Raw genomic sequence first — 16,269 nt, 5'->3', positions numbered from 1 at the left:
TCACAGGCGGCCGAAGATGCGACCGTTGACGCCGGTGGCAGTGATGATGTCGGTCTTGCTGTCGTGGCGGAGGTCAATGCGCGGCAGGTCGGTGCTGGCTTGCCCGCAGACCATCGCCCCTCCGCGTTCCGGGTCGAAGGTCGTGTAGTGGCACGGGCACTGCAGCAAGCGCAGGCCAGATTCATAGCTGACCGGGCAGCCCATGTGGGTGCACAGCTGGCTGAACGCCACGACGTCCTGGTTCGGACCCACGCCGCCCTCGGTCGGCATACCCATGCGGATCAACAGGCACGGTGATCGTGCGTCCGGGTAGTGGAAGCTGCGGGGCTCGCCGACGCGGAGCGTGCCCAGCCGGCCCAATGAGAGTGCGGGGGGCGTCGCATCACCCGCCGGGCAATGCACGGGAGTCGCGGCGGCCGCTTCACCCGGGGCGGCGAAGGTCCCTGCCAAGCCGGCGACAGCACCCGCGGCACCGGAGCTCTTGAGGAAAACGCGTCGCTGCAGATCAAGGCTCTTGCCCATGGTGGTCTCCCTGCGCAGCGTCAGCAGCAGCCGCTGCCGGGGGCGCAGGCGGAGGAGGGGGCCGTCGCACCGGCAAACTCAGCGAGGCCCTTCGTGACGGCCGGAGGGCGCAACGCCGGGGTATGGCAATCGAAGAGTTCGGCGCTGGCGAGCGCGGGTTCATTGACGCTGCGCAATCCCACGAACTGCCCTGCGTAGGGCGGCTTCATGAGCAGGTCATACGTCTTGGCGCAAACGGCCACGCGGGCACCGCGGGGATAGACATGCCCGTCATCGTCGGCCACTTGGCTCCAGGGCCCCTTGTAGACGACCGCCTGCCCCAGCTCATAGCAAGGCCCCTGCTTGCCCTTCGTGGCCTTCACGAGGACCAGTCGCACGTCGGCACCTTCGATGCGGTCAATGATGACGGGGTTCTCATCAGCGCAGAAGGCCCATTGAAGGCCGTGGAACCCGGCACGCTCAAAGGCCCCCAGCACGGCACCTTCTGAGGGAAGGAATGCCTTGATGCCATCGGTGCCGAATCGAACGTTGTGCATGCCAGCGACGGGCTCGTCAGCGAGCAGCACGACCGCCATCAACTGCCCATGTCTGGGCAGAACTCTGAACGCCTCCGCCAAGAGTTCATCCATGCCGTCTGCAGGAACGCGGTTCAGCAGCATGTCCATCACCACCACGCTGGCCGATGCATCGCCGACGGCCGGAGCGGCCGCCGCCTGTTGCGCGAGCCGGTCACGCATCGCCTGATAGGCATCGATGCTCTTGAGGGCGAGGCCGCACAGTGCACTTTCCACCCCCGCGGTATCCAGGCGCAGATCGTGGAGGTCCACCAGACGCAAGGCCGTCGCCTGCTGGCCTGCCGCCGCCATCGCGCGACGAAGCGCGCGTGCATCCGCATCAGCGACAACGACGGCGCCGGGCAGGGCGGGCCTGCATGCCTGCAGGATCTCGGGGTGGCTGGCGCCCCACCAGACGCAGTGATTCCCAGCGTCGTGGCGCTCGTTGCCGAGCGAGGCTGCCATCTGCTGGCAGGTGGATTGCAGACTCTGCTGCCAAGGTTGTTCTCTCACGATCAAGCGGCTGCGTTGGTTGGAATGAAGTCGGAAGGCTCGAGCACGGCGATGTCGGCGCTCAGATGTGGCGAGAACCGGGTCCGGTACTGACGGAAGAGCGCCGAGTTCTCGACGAAGCGGTCCTGGCATGTGCGGATGGTGGCTGCCGTCGTCTCCGTGAACGACAGGCCGCGCTCGGCGCGCAGCACTTGCAGCCAGCCCCGGTCGAAGGACCACCCATAGGCCCCGATTTCCAGGTTGGTCTGGGCGAAGCTCAGGTAGGCCCGCTGGCGAAGGTTGATGGCCTTGAGGTCGACGTCATCCATGCTGGGATAGAACACGATCTGCTTGGGGCGCGTGACCTCGCACAGCTGGATCCACAAGTCCTTCATGGACGGTGCCAGCGCGCTGTCAGTGACGACGTTCATGACGGCGTTGTCAGGCATCCAGCTCAAAGCCGCTCCTGCCGCCCGCTGGAACGCATCCTGGTGCAGCAAGTTCAACGGCTGGTCCGTCGCGACGGTATGCAGCGTCTCGTGATAACGATCCGTCAGCAGACGCTCGACGCCCATCCATTGCTGGTAGAGCCCGTAGCGTTTGCCGCTGTAGCGGCCATCACAGGCGTTGCCGATGACGATGGACGGACGCAGGATGAGGAAGGGAATGCCGGACTGGGCGACGATGTGCTCGGCCTGGCGCTTCGTCGAGGTGTAGGCCGTCGGGTCGCGATCGGGCTCGCGCAGCAGGGATTCGGGCACCGTCGCACCCGAGTAGCCGGCGGCATAGGCGGTGGAGACGAACGCGAAGAACGAAACGCCCGCCGCCGACGCCGCTTGAGCCAGGGTCCGCGTGAAGTTCACGTTGACCATCTCCAGGGCACCCTCGTTGAAGTAGTCCAGGCAGCCTGCGCTATGAACGACCGTGTCAATGCCGAAGGACGTCATCAACTGCTGCAGCTCTTGCCGGGTGCAGGTCTCCGCGCCTCCCCAGGGGACGAGCGTGATGAGGGATCGGGCGGCCTCAAGGTCCAGACCCGCCGCCGAGAGTTCAGCCGCCAGCTCGGGCGAGAGACCCGGATCACCGGCGCGCCGGGTGGGGATGACGATGCGTGTGGCCCAGCCGAGGCGCAGCATTTCGGCGGCCAGCAAGGCACCCAGATAGCCGGTCCCACCCGTGAGAAAGACATGCCCGCCATGGCGGGGACGATCAAGCAGCGTCTTCATGCGCGACCGCCTTCGGAGCCGTGGGCAGATTCTTGAGAACGAGGGCGAGATCGGGGACGCCGCCATAGGACACGACGCGTTGATTCACGATCAGGACGGGAAATGCGCCGAGTCCGGACGAGACGAAGAGCTCGCTGACCTGGGCCGCGGTGGCTGCCGCGGCATCGCTGAGCTTGCCGGACAGCTTGCCCAGGGCGCCTTGTGCCTCGGTGACGGTGACGAAGAGCACCGGCCAGTCGAGATGGGCTTCCTTCAGGGCTTGTGCCGCTACCGACTTCAGCTGCTCGTCGAGCGCGCCCACTCCTGACATGCAGCAGCTGGCGGAAACGATGGCCACCACATGGGGGTCCAGCGCCTGCTGCACGAGTTGCATGGATTCTTCGGTCTTCTTGGAGCTGAACAGTCCGAACATGGGGGTCTCCTGGTTGGTGTGACGGTCAATCAAAGAGCAAGGGCAACGGCAATGCCGAGCAGCAGGGCGCAAAGGACAACGGTGACGGTGTGCGCAAGCACCAGGGGAAGCCGGAACATCCGCATGAGCAGGACGATCTCCGGGGGACTTGTGCCGATGGCCGCCACGAGGAACGTGACGAGAGGGCCAACGGGGAAGCCCTTCTCGATGAGTGCAAAGCCGATGGGAATGGCAGCGATCGGCGAGACATAGAGCGGCAGGCCGATCAGCGAGCAGATCAGGTAGAGCGCCCAGTCCGGCACCGTGCCGACCGCCGAGCCAAGCATCTCCTTGGGGACGGCGCCATAGATCACGCCGCCGACGAGAAGACCGACGGCGAGGTAGGTGCCGACGCCACGCAGCTCCTGGACCGCCGAAAGCCAGGCGAACTTGCCTGCGGCCTTCCAGCCGGGCCACGACGGCGTGGCACTGCCCACGAAGGTGCCCGCCGCCAAGGTGCTCGGCTTGTTCACGATGTGACGATCCAGTCCCAGCTTCTGAGCGACCACGCCCGCGGTCGTGGTCAGGATGAGCCCCACCACGAGGAAGGTCACCCCTGCGACAAAGCGTCCCGTGGAGAACAGCAAGATCAGAACCCCCTCGTTCACCACCGGGGACGAGACCAGGAAGGCGAAGCTCGGAGCGAATCCGACACCCGCCCGCAGCATCCCGTTGAGAACGGGGATGGTCGAGCATGAGCAGAACGGCGTGATCACGCCCCCCACGCTCGCCGCAAACGAAGCCCCCCAGCCCGACGAGCCCACGAGACGGCTTTGCGTCTGCTGGAAGGGAAGTCGCTGCTGAAGCAGCACCACGGCCCAGGTGATGAGCAGGAAGAGCCCCACCAGAAGGGTCCCATCCATGATCAGAAATTTCAGGAACTCAATGAACCAGTCACCCATGGGCTTGCTCCAAAGTCCATGCACACCCCCGATCGCTCAGGGGTGCGCATGTGGCTGCGTCAACAGTCAGTGGGTGGCGGTTGCTGCCGGAGCGCCGGCCGGGGTGCCGCCGTAGGCTTGCATGGACTCGATGAGATCCGCCGTGATGCGCGGGTCGAAGCCGGCCTTGTCCAACGTCTCGATGTAGGCGTCCAGGGCTTCGACCCGGATGGCGTCAATGTCGGTCTTGAGCTCGCCGAGGGACAGCGCGCCACAGTCGATGTTCAGGCGGTCGCACAGGAAATGGCAGCTGGTGCTGACCATGCTGAAGAGCTCGGGCATCACGCGGTGGTGGGCCCACTTCAGGCTTTCGTGGACGCCCTCCGAATCGCGCGCCAGCATGCCTTTGATGCGCTGCATGCCGATGTCCAGGTGCTCCAGCTCGTCTTCCAGGATCTTCGCGGCGAGGGCAGAGGTGTCAGGGTCGCCTTGGCGGACGAGCGTCTTGTACAGCACGATGGCCATCGTTTCCGTCATCAGGTCCTGGATCACCAGGCAGGCGGCGAGGTCCTTGTTGGCCACCGCGGTGCTGAAGTGGCGGCGGATGTTGTACCACTGGGGTTCAACGATCTCGCGCATCACGTGGTAGTCATGGCGCTTGCCCAGGCTCGCCAGCATCAGGATGTGCTTGGACTCTTCATGGGCCTGCTTCACCGTCTCGATCTTCGACTCGGTGTCGGCCATCAGCGGCACCATCTCCGAGTAGTTCTCGACGGCCATGATCTCGCCGGAGATGGCGTTGGACGTGATGTAGGAGAGCAGATTGAAATAGCCCGTGCCGTGCGCACCGCTCAACTCTTCGCGGCGGCTGCCCCCACGCAGGTCCACGGGGCTTTGGACGCCTTCGACGTCGGCGATATCGTTCATTGCGCAATCTCCATTCATGAGTTGGGAAAGGCAGTGGACGTGTGAAGTCCGCAGCCTGAGTTGTTGCGCAGGATTGTTTGGCACCCCCTTGATTCGTGAAATAGTACATAGATTCCATTCACTGGCAGGCGACTCTTCCCTAGCATCTGCGGCCTTCAAGGGAGAAGAGTCATCCATGGGTACTGGACATCCGAGGCGCCAAGCCATTCGTGCGGCCGTGGCCGCCGCCGTCGTCACACTGGCGGCTTGTGGTCGTTCCGAGCAGGCAAAGGGCGCGGAAGCGCTGAAGCTGACCGTGGTCGGGTCCAGCACCATCGCTCCCTTGATGAGCGAGCTGGCCAAGGTCTACGAGGCCGATCATCCGGGGGCGCGCATCGACGTCCAGTCGGGCGGCAGTTCGCGCGGGGTCACGGATGTCCGCCAGGGGACCGCCCGGCTCGGGATGGTGTCCCGCGAGTTGAAGCCGGACGAGTCGGATCTGGGCAAGCTGCTGATCGCCAAGGACGGCCTCGCGCTGATCGTCCACAAGTCCAATCCGGTCAGTGCGCTGTCCAAGGAACAGGTGGTTGGCATCTACACCGGGTCCATCACGAACTGGAAGCAAGTCGGCGGGCAGGACCAGCCCATCTCGGTGGTCAGCAAGGCCGAGGGCCGATCGACCTTGGAGATCTTCAGCCACTACTTCGGTGTCAAGTACAAGGACATCAAGGCACAGGTGGTCATCGGCGACAACCAGCAAGGCATCCAGACGGTCTCGGTCACCCCTGCGGGCATCGGCTACGTGTCGATCGGCACCGCCGAGTACGAGGCAGCGCATGGTGCCAGCATTCGCCTGATCAGCCTGGACGGGCATGTTCCAAGCACGCAGGCCGTGGCTCAAGGCAGCTACCCCATCACCCGCGAGCTCAACCTGGTGTTCAAGCCCGAACATGCGGCCGAGCTGAAGGACCTCCTGGCTGCAGCCAGCAGCGACAAGGCGCGGGCCATCATCACGGGTCAGTTCTTCGTGCCCACCAGCCGCTGAACAGGCGGGGCCCCGATGCTTTCCCCTGCTGCGACCCATGCCGTGCCGGGCGTGCGCATCCGCACACGCGCGGCCTGGACGGTGTTGATCGGGCTGGCGGGCCTGGGCTCGGTCATTGTGCTGCTCATCGCCGCCTTTCTCGCTGCGGAGGCCGCGCCGCTGATTCAGCAGGTGGGCATGGGAACGTTCCTGCTCGACACCGAATGGTGGCCGCGGGACGGCAGCTACGGCATGGGCACGATGGTGCTGGCCAGCCTGCTGCTGACGGTCGGCGCCGTGCTGTTCGCGGCCCCCGTCGGCTGGGCTCTGGCGGTTCAGCACACCTTCTTTCTTGGCGCTCGCGGCCGGCTGCTGGTTGGCAAGCTGGTGGAGGGCAGTGCTTCCATCCCCACGGTGGTCTTCGGGCTCTGGGGGGTGGGGTCCATCGTGCCCATGGTCGGGCAGTGGCGGCCGCCGGGGGCGAGCCTTCTGGCAGGCATGTTGGTCGTTGCCGTGATGATCCTGCCGACCGTCACCCTCATGATGATGGAAGCGTTCCAGGCCACCTCACACTCGATGCTTCAGGCGGCGGAATCGCTCGGCGTGTCCAGAACCCATGCAGTCGTCCACCTGGTCACGCCTGCCGCCCGGTCGGGCCTGCTGGCAGCCCTGATCCTTGGCGCCGCGCGGGCCATCGGGGAGACCATGGTGGTGCTCATGGTGTGCGGCAACATCCCTCAGGTTCCTTCCAGCGTGACGGACCCCGTTCGAACGCTGACGGCCAACATCGCCCTGGAGATGCCCTACGCCATGGGGGCGCATCGAAGTGCGCTGTTCGTGGCCGGTCTGCTGATCCTGCTTCTGGTTGGTGTGCTGGTCCTGCTGCGTGATGCGCTGCCGCTGATGGCACGGAGGCGCCCATGAGCGCGGCGCTGCCTCGACGCCAGCGGGGCTCCGTGCTTTTCTGGACGGCGGCACGCTGGCTCCTTTGCCTGCTCGGGCTGGCGGTGTTGGCATGGCCGCTGGTGTCCGTGGTGGTTCAAGGTCTGCCGTCGGTGTCGTGGGAGTTCCTCACCCGTGCGCCGGCTGATGCCGGCCGCGCCGGCGGCATCGCCCCCATGCTGGTGTCGACCCTGTGGATTGTCGGCATCAGCATGCTCTTCGCCATACCCGTGGCTTGGGCGCTGGCGATCCTGCAAGTCGAGGTGCTGCCCCAGAACGGCCTGGCCAGCCTGTTCGTTCGCGGCAGTCTCGATGTCCTGGCCGGCGTGCCGTCCATCGTGTTTGGCCTGTTCGGACTCACGCTCTTTTGCAGGCAACTGGGTTGGGGCTACTCGTTGATGGCAGGCGGGGCTGCGCTGGCTTGCATGATCCTGCCCACGCTGGCCAGAGGCTTTGCGCTGGCGCTCGAATCCCTGGGGCCGACCTACCGCATGGCGGGGGCTGCCCTGGGGCTGGACCGCTTGACGGTCCTGCACCGCATCTCGATTCCTGTGGCCTTGCCCGCGCTCACGGGGGCCGTCCTTCTTGCGCTGACACGCGCCGTCGCCGAGACGGCGGTGTTGCTGTTCACCAGCGGCTACTCCGATCGCATGCCTCAAGCGCTGTTCGATTCGGGCCGCAGTGTCTCAGTCCATGTCTACGAACTCGCGACGAACGTGCCTGGCGGCATGCGAAACGCCTACGGGGCGGCCCTGGTGCTGGTGGCGTTGCTGATGCTGATCTCTGCGGTGACGCAGCTGTCGATGCACTGGCTGCAATCGCGCCTGTCGGGTTGTGGCGCGGGATGCCAAACAGGGAAAACTACATGACGAACACACCTGCACAAAGCTCATTGGAGCGAGCGTCCGTGACCTACTTGCATGAAGCCACCGGCAGGCGGCGCGCCGCTTCAGCAGGGGCCCTGGAAGTCCGGAACATCTCGGTTCGCTACGGTAGACAGGCGGTTGTCGAAGACGTGAGCTTCGATGCGCCGCGCAATGCCATCACGGCGCTCATCGGGCCCTCCGGCTGCGGGAAGTCGACAGTGCTGAGTTGCATCAACCGGTTGACGGACATGGTGCCCGGCTGCTGTGTCGATGGTTCCGTGGGCATCAGCTGGCTTCGGGACACATGGATCGAGCGCGATGTCGTGCACTTGCGCCGGCAGGTGGGCATGCTGTTCCAACGGCCGAATCCCTTCCCGTTCTCCATCTGGCGGAACCTGGAGTTCGCACTGAAGCAGCATGGGGTGAAGGACCGGGAGGAGCGCGACGACAGAATCAAGCGGGCGCTGGAGGAAGTGGGCTTGTGGGAGGAGGTCCGGGGACGCCTGCAAGACAGCGCCATGGCCTTGTCCGGCGGCCAGCAGCAACGCTTGTGTCTGGCGCGCGCCCTGGTGCTGAATCCGACGGTCATGCTGATGGACGAACCCTGCAGCGCGCTGGATCCCATCGCCACGCAGCGCATCGAGGAACTGATCCAGAAGCTCTCCACCACACACACCGTCCTCATGGTCACCCATAGCCTTGCCCAGGCGCGCCGTCTGGCCAGCAAGCTGGGGGTGATGTGGAAGGTCGACGGTGTCGGTCGAATGATCGAGTTCGGTGACGCCGACGCGATCTTCGAGGACCCGGCGGAAGACCTCACGAGCGCCTATCTCAAGTTCGCTTGAACACCTGACCCTAGGGATGGTCCGGACCGCGTGGGGCGCGTAGTACATCGCTTCCATTGAGGGCGGCGTCGGGTCTCCCTAGCATGCCGCCATGACTACCTCACATGCCCTTTCTGCGGCGGTCTCTGCCAAGGTGGAGTTCCAAGCACTTCAAGTGCACGCCCTCCTGGAGCACGCCGCACGTGTTCATGCCGACAAGCGGGTGACCAGTCTTGACGCCACCGGGACGGTGCGTGAGACCAGCTACGCCGATCTTGCTCAGCAGGCGGACCGGATCTCGTACGAGCTTCGTAGTCACGGCCTCGCAGCGGGCGATGCCATCGTCAACCTGGGGTTCAGCTCAGCGGAGCAACTGGCCTGGCTCTACGGCGCGCTGCGACTGGGTCTGGTGACGCATTTGCTGAATCCGCTGCACGAGGCGGCCCACCTGGCAGCCATCGTGCAATCGAACCGGTTCAAGGCCGTGCTCTATGACGCAGCCACCCAGGACCTGGCTCGCGTGCTGCCCTGCGACGCGCCTCGCTGGCCGATGGTGACGCCGGCTTCGGGAGCGCTGCTCGGCGCACAGCGGGTCGAGGAGACCTGGCCCTCGTTCGTCTGCTACACCTCTGGCACGACCGGGGTGCCCAAGTCGGCCCTGTACACCCATCGCTCGACGGTGTTGCATGCCTGGGCTTGCGCACTGCCCGATGCGCTCGGTGTGAGCCGTGCAGACCGGGTCATGCCGCTGATGCAGACCTTCCACGCCAGCGCCTGGGGTGCCCCCTTCGTCTGCCCACTGGTGGGTGCGGACCTGCTCTTGGTGCCCCCCAGCCGGGACCCCGCGCAGTGGTACCAGTGGATTGAAGGGCAGGGCGCGACCATCCTGGGTGCGGTGTCAGCGCACTGGTTGGCCTTGGCGGCCTATATGCAAGCCCAGGGGCTGAAGTTCACGACCTTGCGCAAGACGATCGTCGGCGGCACCCGTCTGCCGAGCGCGGTGGCTGACTTCATCAGCCATGGACTGGGGGTGGAAGTCCGCCATGCCTGGGGCATGACGGAGACATCGCCACTGGCCACCATCGAAGTCCACCAGCCTGCGCGCCCCTTGCTGCATGGGCGCCCGGTGTTTGGTGTCGAGTGTGATGTCAGCACCGAGGCGGACTGCCCGCTGGGCAGTGGGGAACTCAAGGTGCGTGGACATTGGATCGCTCAACGGGCGGAGGAGCCCGGCGGCTGGCTGTGCAGTGGCGACCGGGCCTTGTGGAATGGCGACGGCCGTCTGCAGGTGGTCGACAGGATGGTCGAGAGCCTGCGTCCGGCCCAGACCGGTGGAGTGGTGGTCAGTGCCTCGGAGGTCGAACACCTGTGTCGCATCCCGGGTGTCCGGGACGTCGCCCTCGTGAAGCTGGCGGATGAAGCGCCCGCCATCGCCTTGATCCTGGCGGAAGGGGCCGACCCGGCCGCGTGCATCGAGGCCTTGGAGCGTCGGCTAGCCGGCGCGTACCAGGGCTGGCGGCCGCGCCACTTCGTCCAGGTCCGTGAGTTTCCCTACACCGCCTCTGCCAAGGTCAAGAAGCAGCAACTGGCCGACCTGCTGGCGCGCGAGATCTCCGCTGGGCGTCCGGCGGCATAACAAGCAAAGAGACACACCATGAACCAAGCGACTCAAGTCATTGTGGACACCCCGCATGGGGTCGGGGGCGTCTCCAGCAGCCTCAAGCTTGAAAAGTATGTCGAGTGGATCGTTGAATGGCGCAAGGCCGTCATTGCGGTCATCCTGCTGTTGACGGTGTTCTTCGGGCTGTTTGCCGCCAAGCAGCAGGTCATCATCAACCCGGCGTCTGTCGTGCCGCAGAGCCATCCCTTCATCAAGGCCACGAACACCATCGAGCAGGTGTTTGGTTCCAAGTATCTGGTTGTCATCGGCGTCACCCCGAAGCAGGGCGATGCGCTGCAGGCGCCGGTGCTTGCAGCGGTTCAGCGGATGACGGACAAGCTCTATGCCTCCAGCAGCGTCTCGAAGAACACCTTGCTCAGCCTGGCCTCCCGCCAAGCCAAGGGCATCTCCGGCACCGCCGATGGCTTCGAGGCTCGCCCCTTGCTGACGGCAGGCCAGCTGCCGGCGACCGCCGAAGCCGTGGCGGCCCTGAAGCAGAGGATCGAGCAGAACCCGATCTACCGGGAAACGGTGGTCTCCAAGGATTGGCGCACCGCCACCATCATGGTGGAGCTCAAGGAGAACCCCAACGGCTTCGGTGCCATGCTGGCCGACCTGCGCAAGATTCTTGGCGAAGAGAGCGCCAAGGACTTCGACATCTCCCTCAGTGGCAACCCGGTGTTCCTCCATCAGGCGGAGGTATTTGCCGATCGCATCAACTGGCTGTTCCCGATCGCCGTGCTGGTGATCGGCCTCCTTCACTACGAGGCGTTTCGCACACGCCAGGGCTTGATCCTGCCGTTGGTGACGGCACTGCTGTCGGTGGTCTGGGGTGTCGGTGTGATGGGCCTGATGAAGATTCCGCTGGACATCTTCAATTCCCCCACGCCCATTCTCATCCTGGCGGTGGCGGCTGGGCATGCGGTGCAGCTGCTCAAGCGCTACTACGAGCACTACATCGATCTCGTCAAGGTCCACGGCATGGAGCCAGCGCAGGCGAACCGGCGCGCGACCGTGCAGTCCCTCAGTGCCGTGGGTCCTGTGCTGGTGATTGCCGGCGGGGTGGCCGCGCTGGGCTTCTTCTCGTTGGTGGTCTTCGAGGTGGAAACGGTCCGGGCCTTCGGTGTGTTCACCGGCATCGGCATCCTGACGGCCGTCATCCTGGAATTCACCTTCACGCCGGCGGTGCGTGCCAGCCTGAAGCCCCCGTCCCTGGCGCAGATCGATACGGAAACCAAGGTCCGCTTCTGGGATCGTTTGGCCGGTCGATTCGCGTCGCTGGCACTGAACCACAAGCAGCGCGGTCTCGCCTTGCTGTCACTGATGGTCATCGTCGGCATCGCACTCGTGGGGGGGCAGCGGGTGCATGTGGACAACGCCAGCAAGAGCTTCTTCGCGGAGTCGCTGCCGCTCCAGCGCGATGACACCCTGCTGAATGCGCAGACCGGTGGCACCAATGTGCTGTACGTGATGGTCGACACCCAGGCGTCCGATGGAATCAAGCAGCCTGAGGTGCTGACTGCCATTCACCGCCTGCAGCAGTTCGCCAATGGGCAGCCGATCGTCGGCAAGACGCTGTCGATCGACGACTTCCTCATTCGCATGCACCAGGCGGCGAATGGCGAGAAGCGCGATGCCGAGATGCCGGCCGACCGCGACCTCATCGCGCAGTACCTCTTCCTCTATTCGATGTCCGGTGATCCGGAGGACTTCAACGCGCACGTGGATTACGGCTATCGACGCGCCAAGATCTCCATCATGCTGCGCACGAACAGCAATGCTGAAATCGACGCGCTCGTGAAGGACCTGCAGAAGCAAACCCGCCAGCTGTTCCCGACCCATGTGGCGGTGTCGTTCGGCGGGGAGGTCGCCCAGACGCTTGCAGTGACCGAGGTGATGGTCCGCAGCAAGCTGCTCAACATCGCCCAGATCCTGGGTGTCATTTTCGCGGTGGCCGTCATCGCGTTTCGTTCGGTCCTCGCGGGCGCACTTGTGCTGGCGCCGCTGCTGGTGGTGCTGTCGCTCCTGTTCGGCGCCATGGGCTTCTTCGGCGTTCCGCTGAACATCCCCAATTCGCTGATCTCTGCCATGGCCGTCGGCATCGGCGCTGACTACGCCATCTACTTGCTCTACCGCATGCGCGAGTACGTCGCCTCGGGGCTCACCTTGGAGGACAGCGTTCGCAAGGCGCTGCTGACCGCCGGCAAGGCCTGCCTGTTTGTCGCCACGGCGGTGGCGGGGGGCTATGCCGTGCTGCTGTGCTCCTACGACTACAAGGTGCATACCTGGCTGTCGTCCTTCATCGTGCTGGCGATGCTCGTCAGCGTCTTCTCTGCCCTCCTGATCATTCCGAGTGTCGTTCTCATGGCCCGTCCTTCCTTCATCTTCAAGCGTCGCTCCAGCGACCTGGCCGCAGTCCTGCTCGTCGTCGTGGCCTCGGCAGGCTTTCTGACCTACTCACGTGTGGCGTGGTCGGCCACGGTGGACGCGACGCAGGTGATGGAAAGGAACACCGCCGTTACGCGCTTCAGCACCTCGGAGGCCATGGCCGAGTTTGTATTGGAGAACAAGGAGGGAGCGCGGCGGACGCGGCAAGCGGCGATGGCGACCAAGCTGCAGCCGAACCAGGTCGACACCATGCGGCTGGTTCGCTTCGACGCCCCGGCGGACATCAAGGGCACCTCGACGCTGCTCATCGAGCGTTCGGGCAAGGACGATGACATGTGGGTCTACCTGCCTGCCATGAAGAAGGTGCGGCGCCTGGTGGCCTCCAACAAGCGTGACAGCTTCATCGGCACCGACTTCAGCTATGGCGACGTGATGGGGCATCGGGTGCAGGACTGGAAGCACTCCTTGCAGGCGGATCAGATGCGCGACGGTGTTCCACACTATGTCGTGGAGTCGCTGCCGGCCTCCGACGCCATCAAGAGCGAGAGCGCGTACAGCAAGCGGGTGACCTGGATCCGCAAGGACAACTTTTCTACGAGCTATGTCGAGACCTTCGATCTCGGAGGCCAGCCCTACAAACGGTTCACGTTCAGCGACACCAAACTGGTCGACGCTGCCAACGGCAAGTGGCAGCCCATGCGGGCGGTGGGCGCCAATCTGCAGACGGGACACAGCACCACCATCACCTTCACCGACTTCCGCGTCGGAGGGACAGTCGCCGACGACAAGTTCTCGCCGAACAGTCTGTCTGCGCAGTGAGGCCCCTCACCATGCCCAAGGGGAGTTCCTTCGCACGTCCTTCTGGCCAGTGGTCGGCTCGCGCTCGCATCACCGGTCTCGTCCGGCCGATGACCTGGGCACTGGTCGCGACGTCGTTGTGTGGCGGCGCCCTTGCCGAGCCGCTCAGCTGGTCAGGGGAGCTCGGCGCTTCCGTGTGGTCTTCAAACCGACAGCTGGATCAGCAATCCGGTGTCGGCATTGGACGGGCCAGACTGGAACTGGAGGCCAAGGTCCCGGGCGGTGCACATCTGCGCATCGAGGGATGGGCCATGAATGGCGCCGCGCGACAGGAGGGCTCGGCCTGGGGGCTCAAGGAGGCCTATGCGCAGTGGCGTCAGCTGCCGTGTCAGCCCAGTGTGGGCAAGCGCTTCGTTTCATGGGGCAAGACGGACGTCTTCACCCCGACCGATCTGCTGTCGCCCCATGATCTGACCCGGCTCGTGGCCAGGGAGACCGATCAGCGCGATGGCGTTGTCGGGCTTCATGGCAGCTGTGTCGCGGGGCCGGGGAGGCTGGCGTGGCACCTGCTGGATCGATTCAAGTCGAGCCACGTGCCCTTGCCGAATGTGCCTGGTGTCACGATCCAGCGTGAGCGGCCGTCCGTGAGCGCAACCCAGGCGCTGCGCTACGAGGTGTCAGGGGAGGGGCTCGACTGGTCGGTCTCGGCCATCCGGGGGCACGACGTGCTGCCCACGATCAGCCTGCGCAACGCCGGACCGGCAGGCATGGTGCTCGGACTGCGTCCGAGTGCGATGCGCATGCTCGGGGTGGATGCCGCCACAAGCGTGGGGGCCTGGGTTTTCCGAGGAGAGCTTGCGGTGGTGGACTACCCGGACCGCTCGACAGCGCCAGGCGCCATGCTGACGGCGGAACGCAGGCCCTATGCCATGGGAGTGCTTGGGGCGGAGCTGGGGCTGGGGGATCGGGAAGCAGTGACATTCCAGATCTATGGTCGCCGTATGCGGGCAGGGCAGGGCGCTGTGTCGCCGGCGTCTCAGATGCTGCAATCCTTCCAGGAGCTGCTGAGCAACGAACTGGATCGCCATCAGCATGGGTTCAGCGTTCGCTATGCGACGCCCTTTGCTGAGTCGAGGGCCGATGCCGATCTGCTGCTGGTCTGGTCGCGCCCTCGGAACGACTGGTTCCTGCGTTCTCGCCTCAACTATGCCTACACGGACGCGATGAGGATCACCATCGGGGTCGATCTGCTGCGAGGACCGCCCGACTCCTTCCTGGGCAATCTGCGCCGGAACACCCTGGCCTTTGCCGAGCTCAGCACGGCCTGGTGAGGTCCCGATGGATGTCGTGAGCTACTTTGTCGATTTGCTGTCCCACTTCGACAGCCATCTCCACGGGTGGTGTGCCGCCTATGGCACATGGGCCATCGCGCTCCTGGCGTTGATCATCTTCGCCGAAACGGGGACGCTCATCTTCCCGTTCCTGCCGGGTGATTCCATGCTCTTTGTCGTCGGCATCTTCTGCGCGGCAGGTCATCTTCCGTTCACGCTGACGGCCGTGGTGCTGGTGGCTGCGGCCGTTGCGGGTGATCTTCTCAACTACAGCGTGGGCCGCTACTGCGGCACACGGCTGGTCCGGCGCTGGCCCTGGATTTGCAGCGGGCATGCGATGGCCAATGCCCACTTTGCCCGGCATGGCAGCAAGACCATCGTGATCGCCCGGTTCGTCCCTGTGCTTCGCGGCTTTGCGCCCTTTGCAGCGGGCTTTGCCACCATGTCGTCGCAAAGATTTCTGACCTACAACGTGCTTGGTGGTGCGTTGTGGGTGCTCAGCCTGATGTCGCTGGGCTGGGTGATCGGAGACCACCCCTGGGTGAGGCAGAACTTGAGCCGGACCATCCTGTTGATCATTGTGGTCTCGCTGATCCCCACGGTCCTTGGGCTGTTGAGACGGCGGACCGTGGCGTGATCTGTGCGTCTCGCGCTCGCGTGCAGGTACCTGGCTTGGCGCGGGTCTGAAGACTGGTATCAACGATGAACCCAAAGCTTCTGCATGCCCATCCAGTCGCCGCGCCGGAGGTCGCTGAACCGCCCTGTGTGGACGTCTATGCCTGGCGCGCGCTGGAGACGCGCTCTGGCAGCGTTCACCTGGTGATGCTGCGGGAGGGCGGTGTCGTGCGGAACACCTCGGCCGTTGCTGCCGTCGATCCCGGCCTGCGCACAGTGACGACCTCATCGAATCGTCGCTACCAGATGTGCTTGCCGCCAGAGGACGAGGAGTTGGCGAAAGCCATCTTGCTGGCCAATGCGGTCCGCATCGGCTTGGGCGGTGCCCACGACGTGAGTGAGCGACTCTGGGCTCAGCTGACGGCGCAGCCGCCCGGGGATGGTGTGCGATGAGCTTCGTGAGCCGCCCGGTGTCCCCGAGACACGGATGCCAAGGCGGAAAGATGGGTTCAGCCCGCTCACGATCGTTGACTGCCAGCAGGCACTTGGGGCTGCGGGATTCCTGTCGGTCAGCGAGGGCTCAACGCCTCATGCACTTTGGTTTACATAATGCACATTGTCGAAATCGCCGACGCAAGCACCTGGTGCTTTTGGCCTGGCTCAACGACCGCTTCGGCGGTCTTTTTTTTGGCCTGGCGAGGCCGATAAGCCAGCCATGCTAAATCGCCTTCCGAGCGATCTGCCGAGCTTCAGGGAGCTCGCAAACGACATTGGTCTCAAGACCTCCGA

General features: G+C 64.8%; 15 protein-coding genes. 9 read left to right on the top strand and 6 right to left on the bottom strand.

The genetic code is table 11. From position 1 onward, the window contains the following. From QRD43_RS22440 to QRD43_RS22415, 6 genes are all read right to left on the bottom strand, one after another. Complete coding sequence (locus QRD43_RS22440) at window positions 1-522, bottom strand: arsenate reductase (azurin) small subunit (RefSeq protein ID WP_285984753.1); 522 nt, start codon at window positions 520-522, stop codon at window positions 1-3. A 20-nt stretch (window positions 523-542) separates the two neighbouring features. Beyond that, on the bottom strand, window positions 543-1,541 hold the full coding sequence (locus QRD43_RS22435) for a DUF8838 domain-containing protein (RefSeq protein WP_285984752.1): 999 nt from the start codon (window positions 1,539-1,541) through the stop codon (window positions 543-545). 50 nt (window positions 1,542-1,591) lie between these two features. After that, complete coding sequence (locus QRD43_RS22430; RefSeq protein WP_285984751.1) at window positions 1,592-2,794, bottom strand: SDR family oxidoreductase; 1,203 nt, start codon at window positions 2,792-2,794, stop codon at window positions 1,592-1,594. Continuing rightward, window positions 2,778-3,206 carry a hypothetical protein gene (locus QRD43_RS22425; protein WP_285984750.1) on the bottom strand — a complete coding sequence of 143 codons (429 nt, stop codon included), beginning with the start codon at window positions 3,204-3,206 and terminating at the stop codon, window positions 2,778-2,780. The genes QRD43_RS22430 and QRD43_RS22425 overlap by 17 nt, the downstream gene beginning before the upstream one ends. A gap of 29 nt (window positions 3,207-3,235) precedes the next feature. Then, the gene (locus QRD43_RS22420; RefSeq protein ID WP_285984749.1) at window positions 3,236-4,147 is read right to left on the bottom strand and encodes a permease; all 912 of its coding nucleotides are present in this window, start codon (window positions 4,145-4,147) and stop codon (window positions 3,236-3,238) included. 66 nt (window positions 4,148-4,213) lie between these two features. Further along, a complete protein-coding gene (locus tag QRD43_RS22415) occupies window positions 4,214-5,053 on the bottom strand; it encodes a long-chain fatty aldehyde decarbonylase (protein ID WP_285984748.1) in 840 nt (279 codons plus the stop codon). Between the two features lie 175 nt (window positions 5,054-5,228). On the opposite strand from QRD43_RS22415, the gene QRD43_RS22410 reads away from it, so the two are divergent. The 9 genes from QRD43_RS22410 to QRD43_RS22370 all read left to right on the top strand — a co-directional run bounded on the left by QRD43_RS22410 (window position 5,229) and on the right by QRD43_RS22370 (window position 15,933). Continuing rightward, window positions 5,229-6,077, top strand: coding sequence for a phosphate ABC transporter substrate-binding protein (locus tag QRD43_RS22410; protein WP_285984747.1), 849 nt, complete (start codon window positions 5,229-5,231; stop codon window positions 6,075-6,077). A gap of 15 nt (window positions 6,078-6,092) precedes the next feature. Beyond that, window positions 6,093-6,980, top strand: coding sequence for a PstC family ABC transporter permease (locus QRD43_RS22405; RefSeq protein ID WP_285984746.1), 888 nt, complete (start codon window positions 6,093-6,095; stop codon window positions 6,978-6,980). Further along, window positions 6,977-7,867: a phosphate ABC transporter permease PstA gene (pstA, locus tag QRD43_RS22400; RefSeq protein WP_285984745.1), complete on the top strand. Its 891-nt coding sequence runs from the start codon at window positions 6,977-6,979 to the stop codon at window positions 7,865-7,867. The genes QRD43_RS22405 and pstA overlap by 4 nt, the downstream gene beginning before the upstream one ends. A gap of 38 nt (window positions 7,868-7,905) precedes the next feature. Further along, window positions 7,906-8,709 carry a phosphate ABC transporter ATP-binding protein gene (locus QRD43_RS22395; RefSeq protein ID WP_285984744.1) on the top strand — a complete coding sequence of 268 codons (804 nt, stop codon included), beginning with the start codon at window positions 7,906-7,908 and terminating at the stop codon, window positions 8,707-8,709. Between the two features lie 91 nt (window positions 8,710-8,800). Next, a complete protein-coding gene (locus tag QRD43_RS22390; protein ID WP_285984743.1) occupies window positions 8,801-10,324 on the top strand; it encodes an AMP-binding protein in 1,524 nt (507 codons plus the stop codon). An 18-nt stretch (window positions 10,325-10,342) separates the two neighbouring features. Beyond that, window positions 10,343-13,555 carry an outer membrane lipoprotein-sorting protein gene (locus QRD43_RS22385; RefSeq protein ID WP_285984742.1) on the top strand — a complete coding sequence of 1,071 codons (3,213 nt, stop codon included), beginning with the start codon at window positions 10,343-10,345 and terminating at the stop codon, window positions 13,553-13,555. An 89-nt stretch (window positions 13,556-13,644) separates the two neighbouring features. Then, the gene (locus QRD43_RS22380; protein ID WP_285984741.1) at window positions 13,645-14,865 is read left to right on the top strand and encodes a hypothetical protein; all 1,221 of its coding nucleotides are present in this window, start codon (window positions 13,645-13,647) and stop codon (window positions 14,863-14,865) included. A 16-nt stretch (window positions 14,866-14,881) separates the two neighbouring features. Then, on the top strand, window positions 14,882-15,502 hold the full coding sequence (locus QRD43_RS22375; protein ID WP_285984740.1) for a VTT domain-containing protein: 621 nt from the start codon (window positions 14,882-14,884) through the stop codon (window positions 15,500-15,502). 65 nt (window positions 15,503-15,567) lie between these two features. Beyond that, complete coding sequence (locus tag QRD43_RS22370; RefSeq protein WP_285984739.1) at window positions 15,568-15,933, top strand: hypothetical protein; 366 nt, start codon at window positions 15,568-15,570, stop codon at window positions 15,931-15,933. Window positions 15,934-16,269 lie beyond the last annotated feature (336 nt).

This window comes from Roseateles subflavus, assembly GCF_030285365.1.
Lineage (GTDB): Bacteria > Pseudomonadota > Gammaproteobacteria > Burkholderiales > Burkholderiaceae_C > Roseateles_B > Roseateles_B subflavus.
Note: the sequence above shows the minus strand (reverse complement) of the source record. Positions and strands in the feature narration are given on the sequence as shown.

Bases quoted from the DNA above. Each gene is read 5' to 3' on its own strand.
- QRD43_RS22380 (WP_285984741.1), top strand. From the start codon at position 13,645: ATGACCTGGGCACTGGTCGCGACGTCGTTGTGTGGCGGCGCCCTTGCC.
- QRD43_RS22370 (WP_285984739.1), top strand. From the start codon at position 15,568: ATGAACCCAAAGCTTCTGCATGCCCATCCAGTCGCCGCGCCGGAGGTC.
- QRD43_RS22440 (WP_285984753.1), bottom strand. From the start codon at position 522: ATGGGCAAGAGCCTTGATCTGCAGCGACGCGTTTTCCTCAAGAGCTCC.
- QRD43_RS22420 (WP_285984749.1), bottom strand. From the start codon at position 4,147: ATGGGTGACTGGTTCATTGAGTTCCTGAAATTTCTGATCATGGATGGG.
- QRD43_RS22385 (WP_285984742.1), top strand. From the start codon at position 10,343: ATGAACCAAGCGACTCAAGTCATTGTGGACACCCCGCATGGGGTCGGG.
- QRD43_RS22415 (WP_285984748.1), bottom strand. From the start codon at position 5,053: ATGAACGATATCGCCGACGTCGAAGGCGTCCAAAGCCCCGTGGACCTG.
- QRD43_RS22390 (WP_285984743.1), top strand. From the start codon at position 8,801: ATGACTACCTCACATGCCCTTTCTGCGGCGGTCTCTGCCAAGGTGGAG.
- QRD43_RS22430 (WP_285984751.1), bottom strand. From the start codon at position 2,794: ATGAAGACGCTGCTTGATCGTCCCCGCCATGGCGGGCATGTCTTTCTC.
- QRD43_RS22435 (WP_285984752.1), bottom strand. From the start codon at position 1,541: ATGGCAGCCTCGCTCGGCAACGAGCGCCACGACGCTGGGAATCACTGC.
- QRD43_RS22405 (WP_285984746.1), top strand. From the start codon at position 6,093: ATGCTTTCCCCTGCTGCGACCCATGCCGTGCCGGGCGTGCGCATCCGC.
- QRD43_RS22410 (WP_285984747.1), top strand. From the start codon at position 5,229: ATGGGTACTGGACATCCGAGGCGCCAAGCCATTCGTGCGGCCGTGGCC.
- QRD43_RS22425 (WP_285984750.1), bottom strand. From the start codon at position 3,206: ATGTTCGGACTGTTCAGCTCCAAGAAGACCGAAGAATCCATGCAACTC.
- pstA (WP_285984745.1), top strand. From the start codon at position 6,977: ATGAGCGCGGCGCTGCCTCGACGCCAGCGGGGCTCCGTGCTTTTCTGG.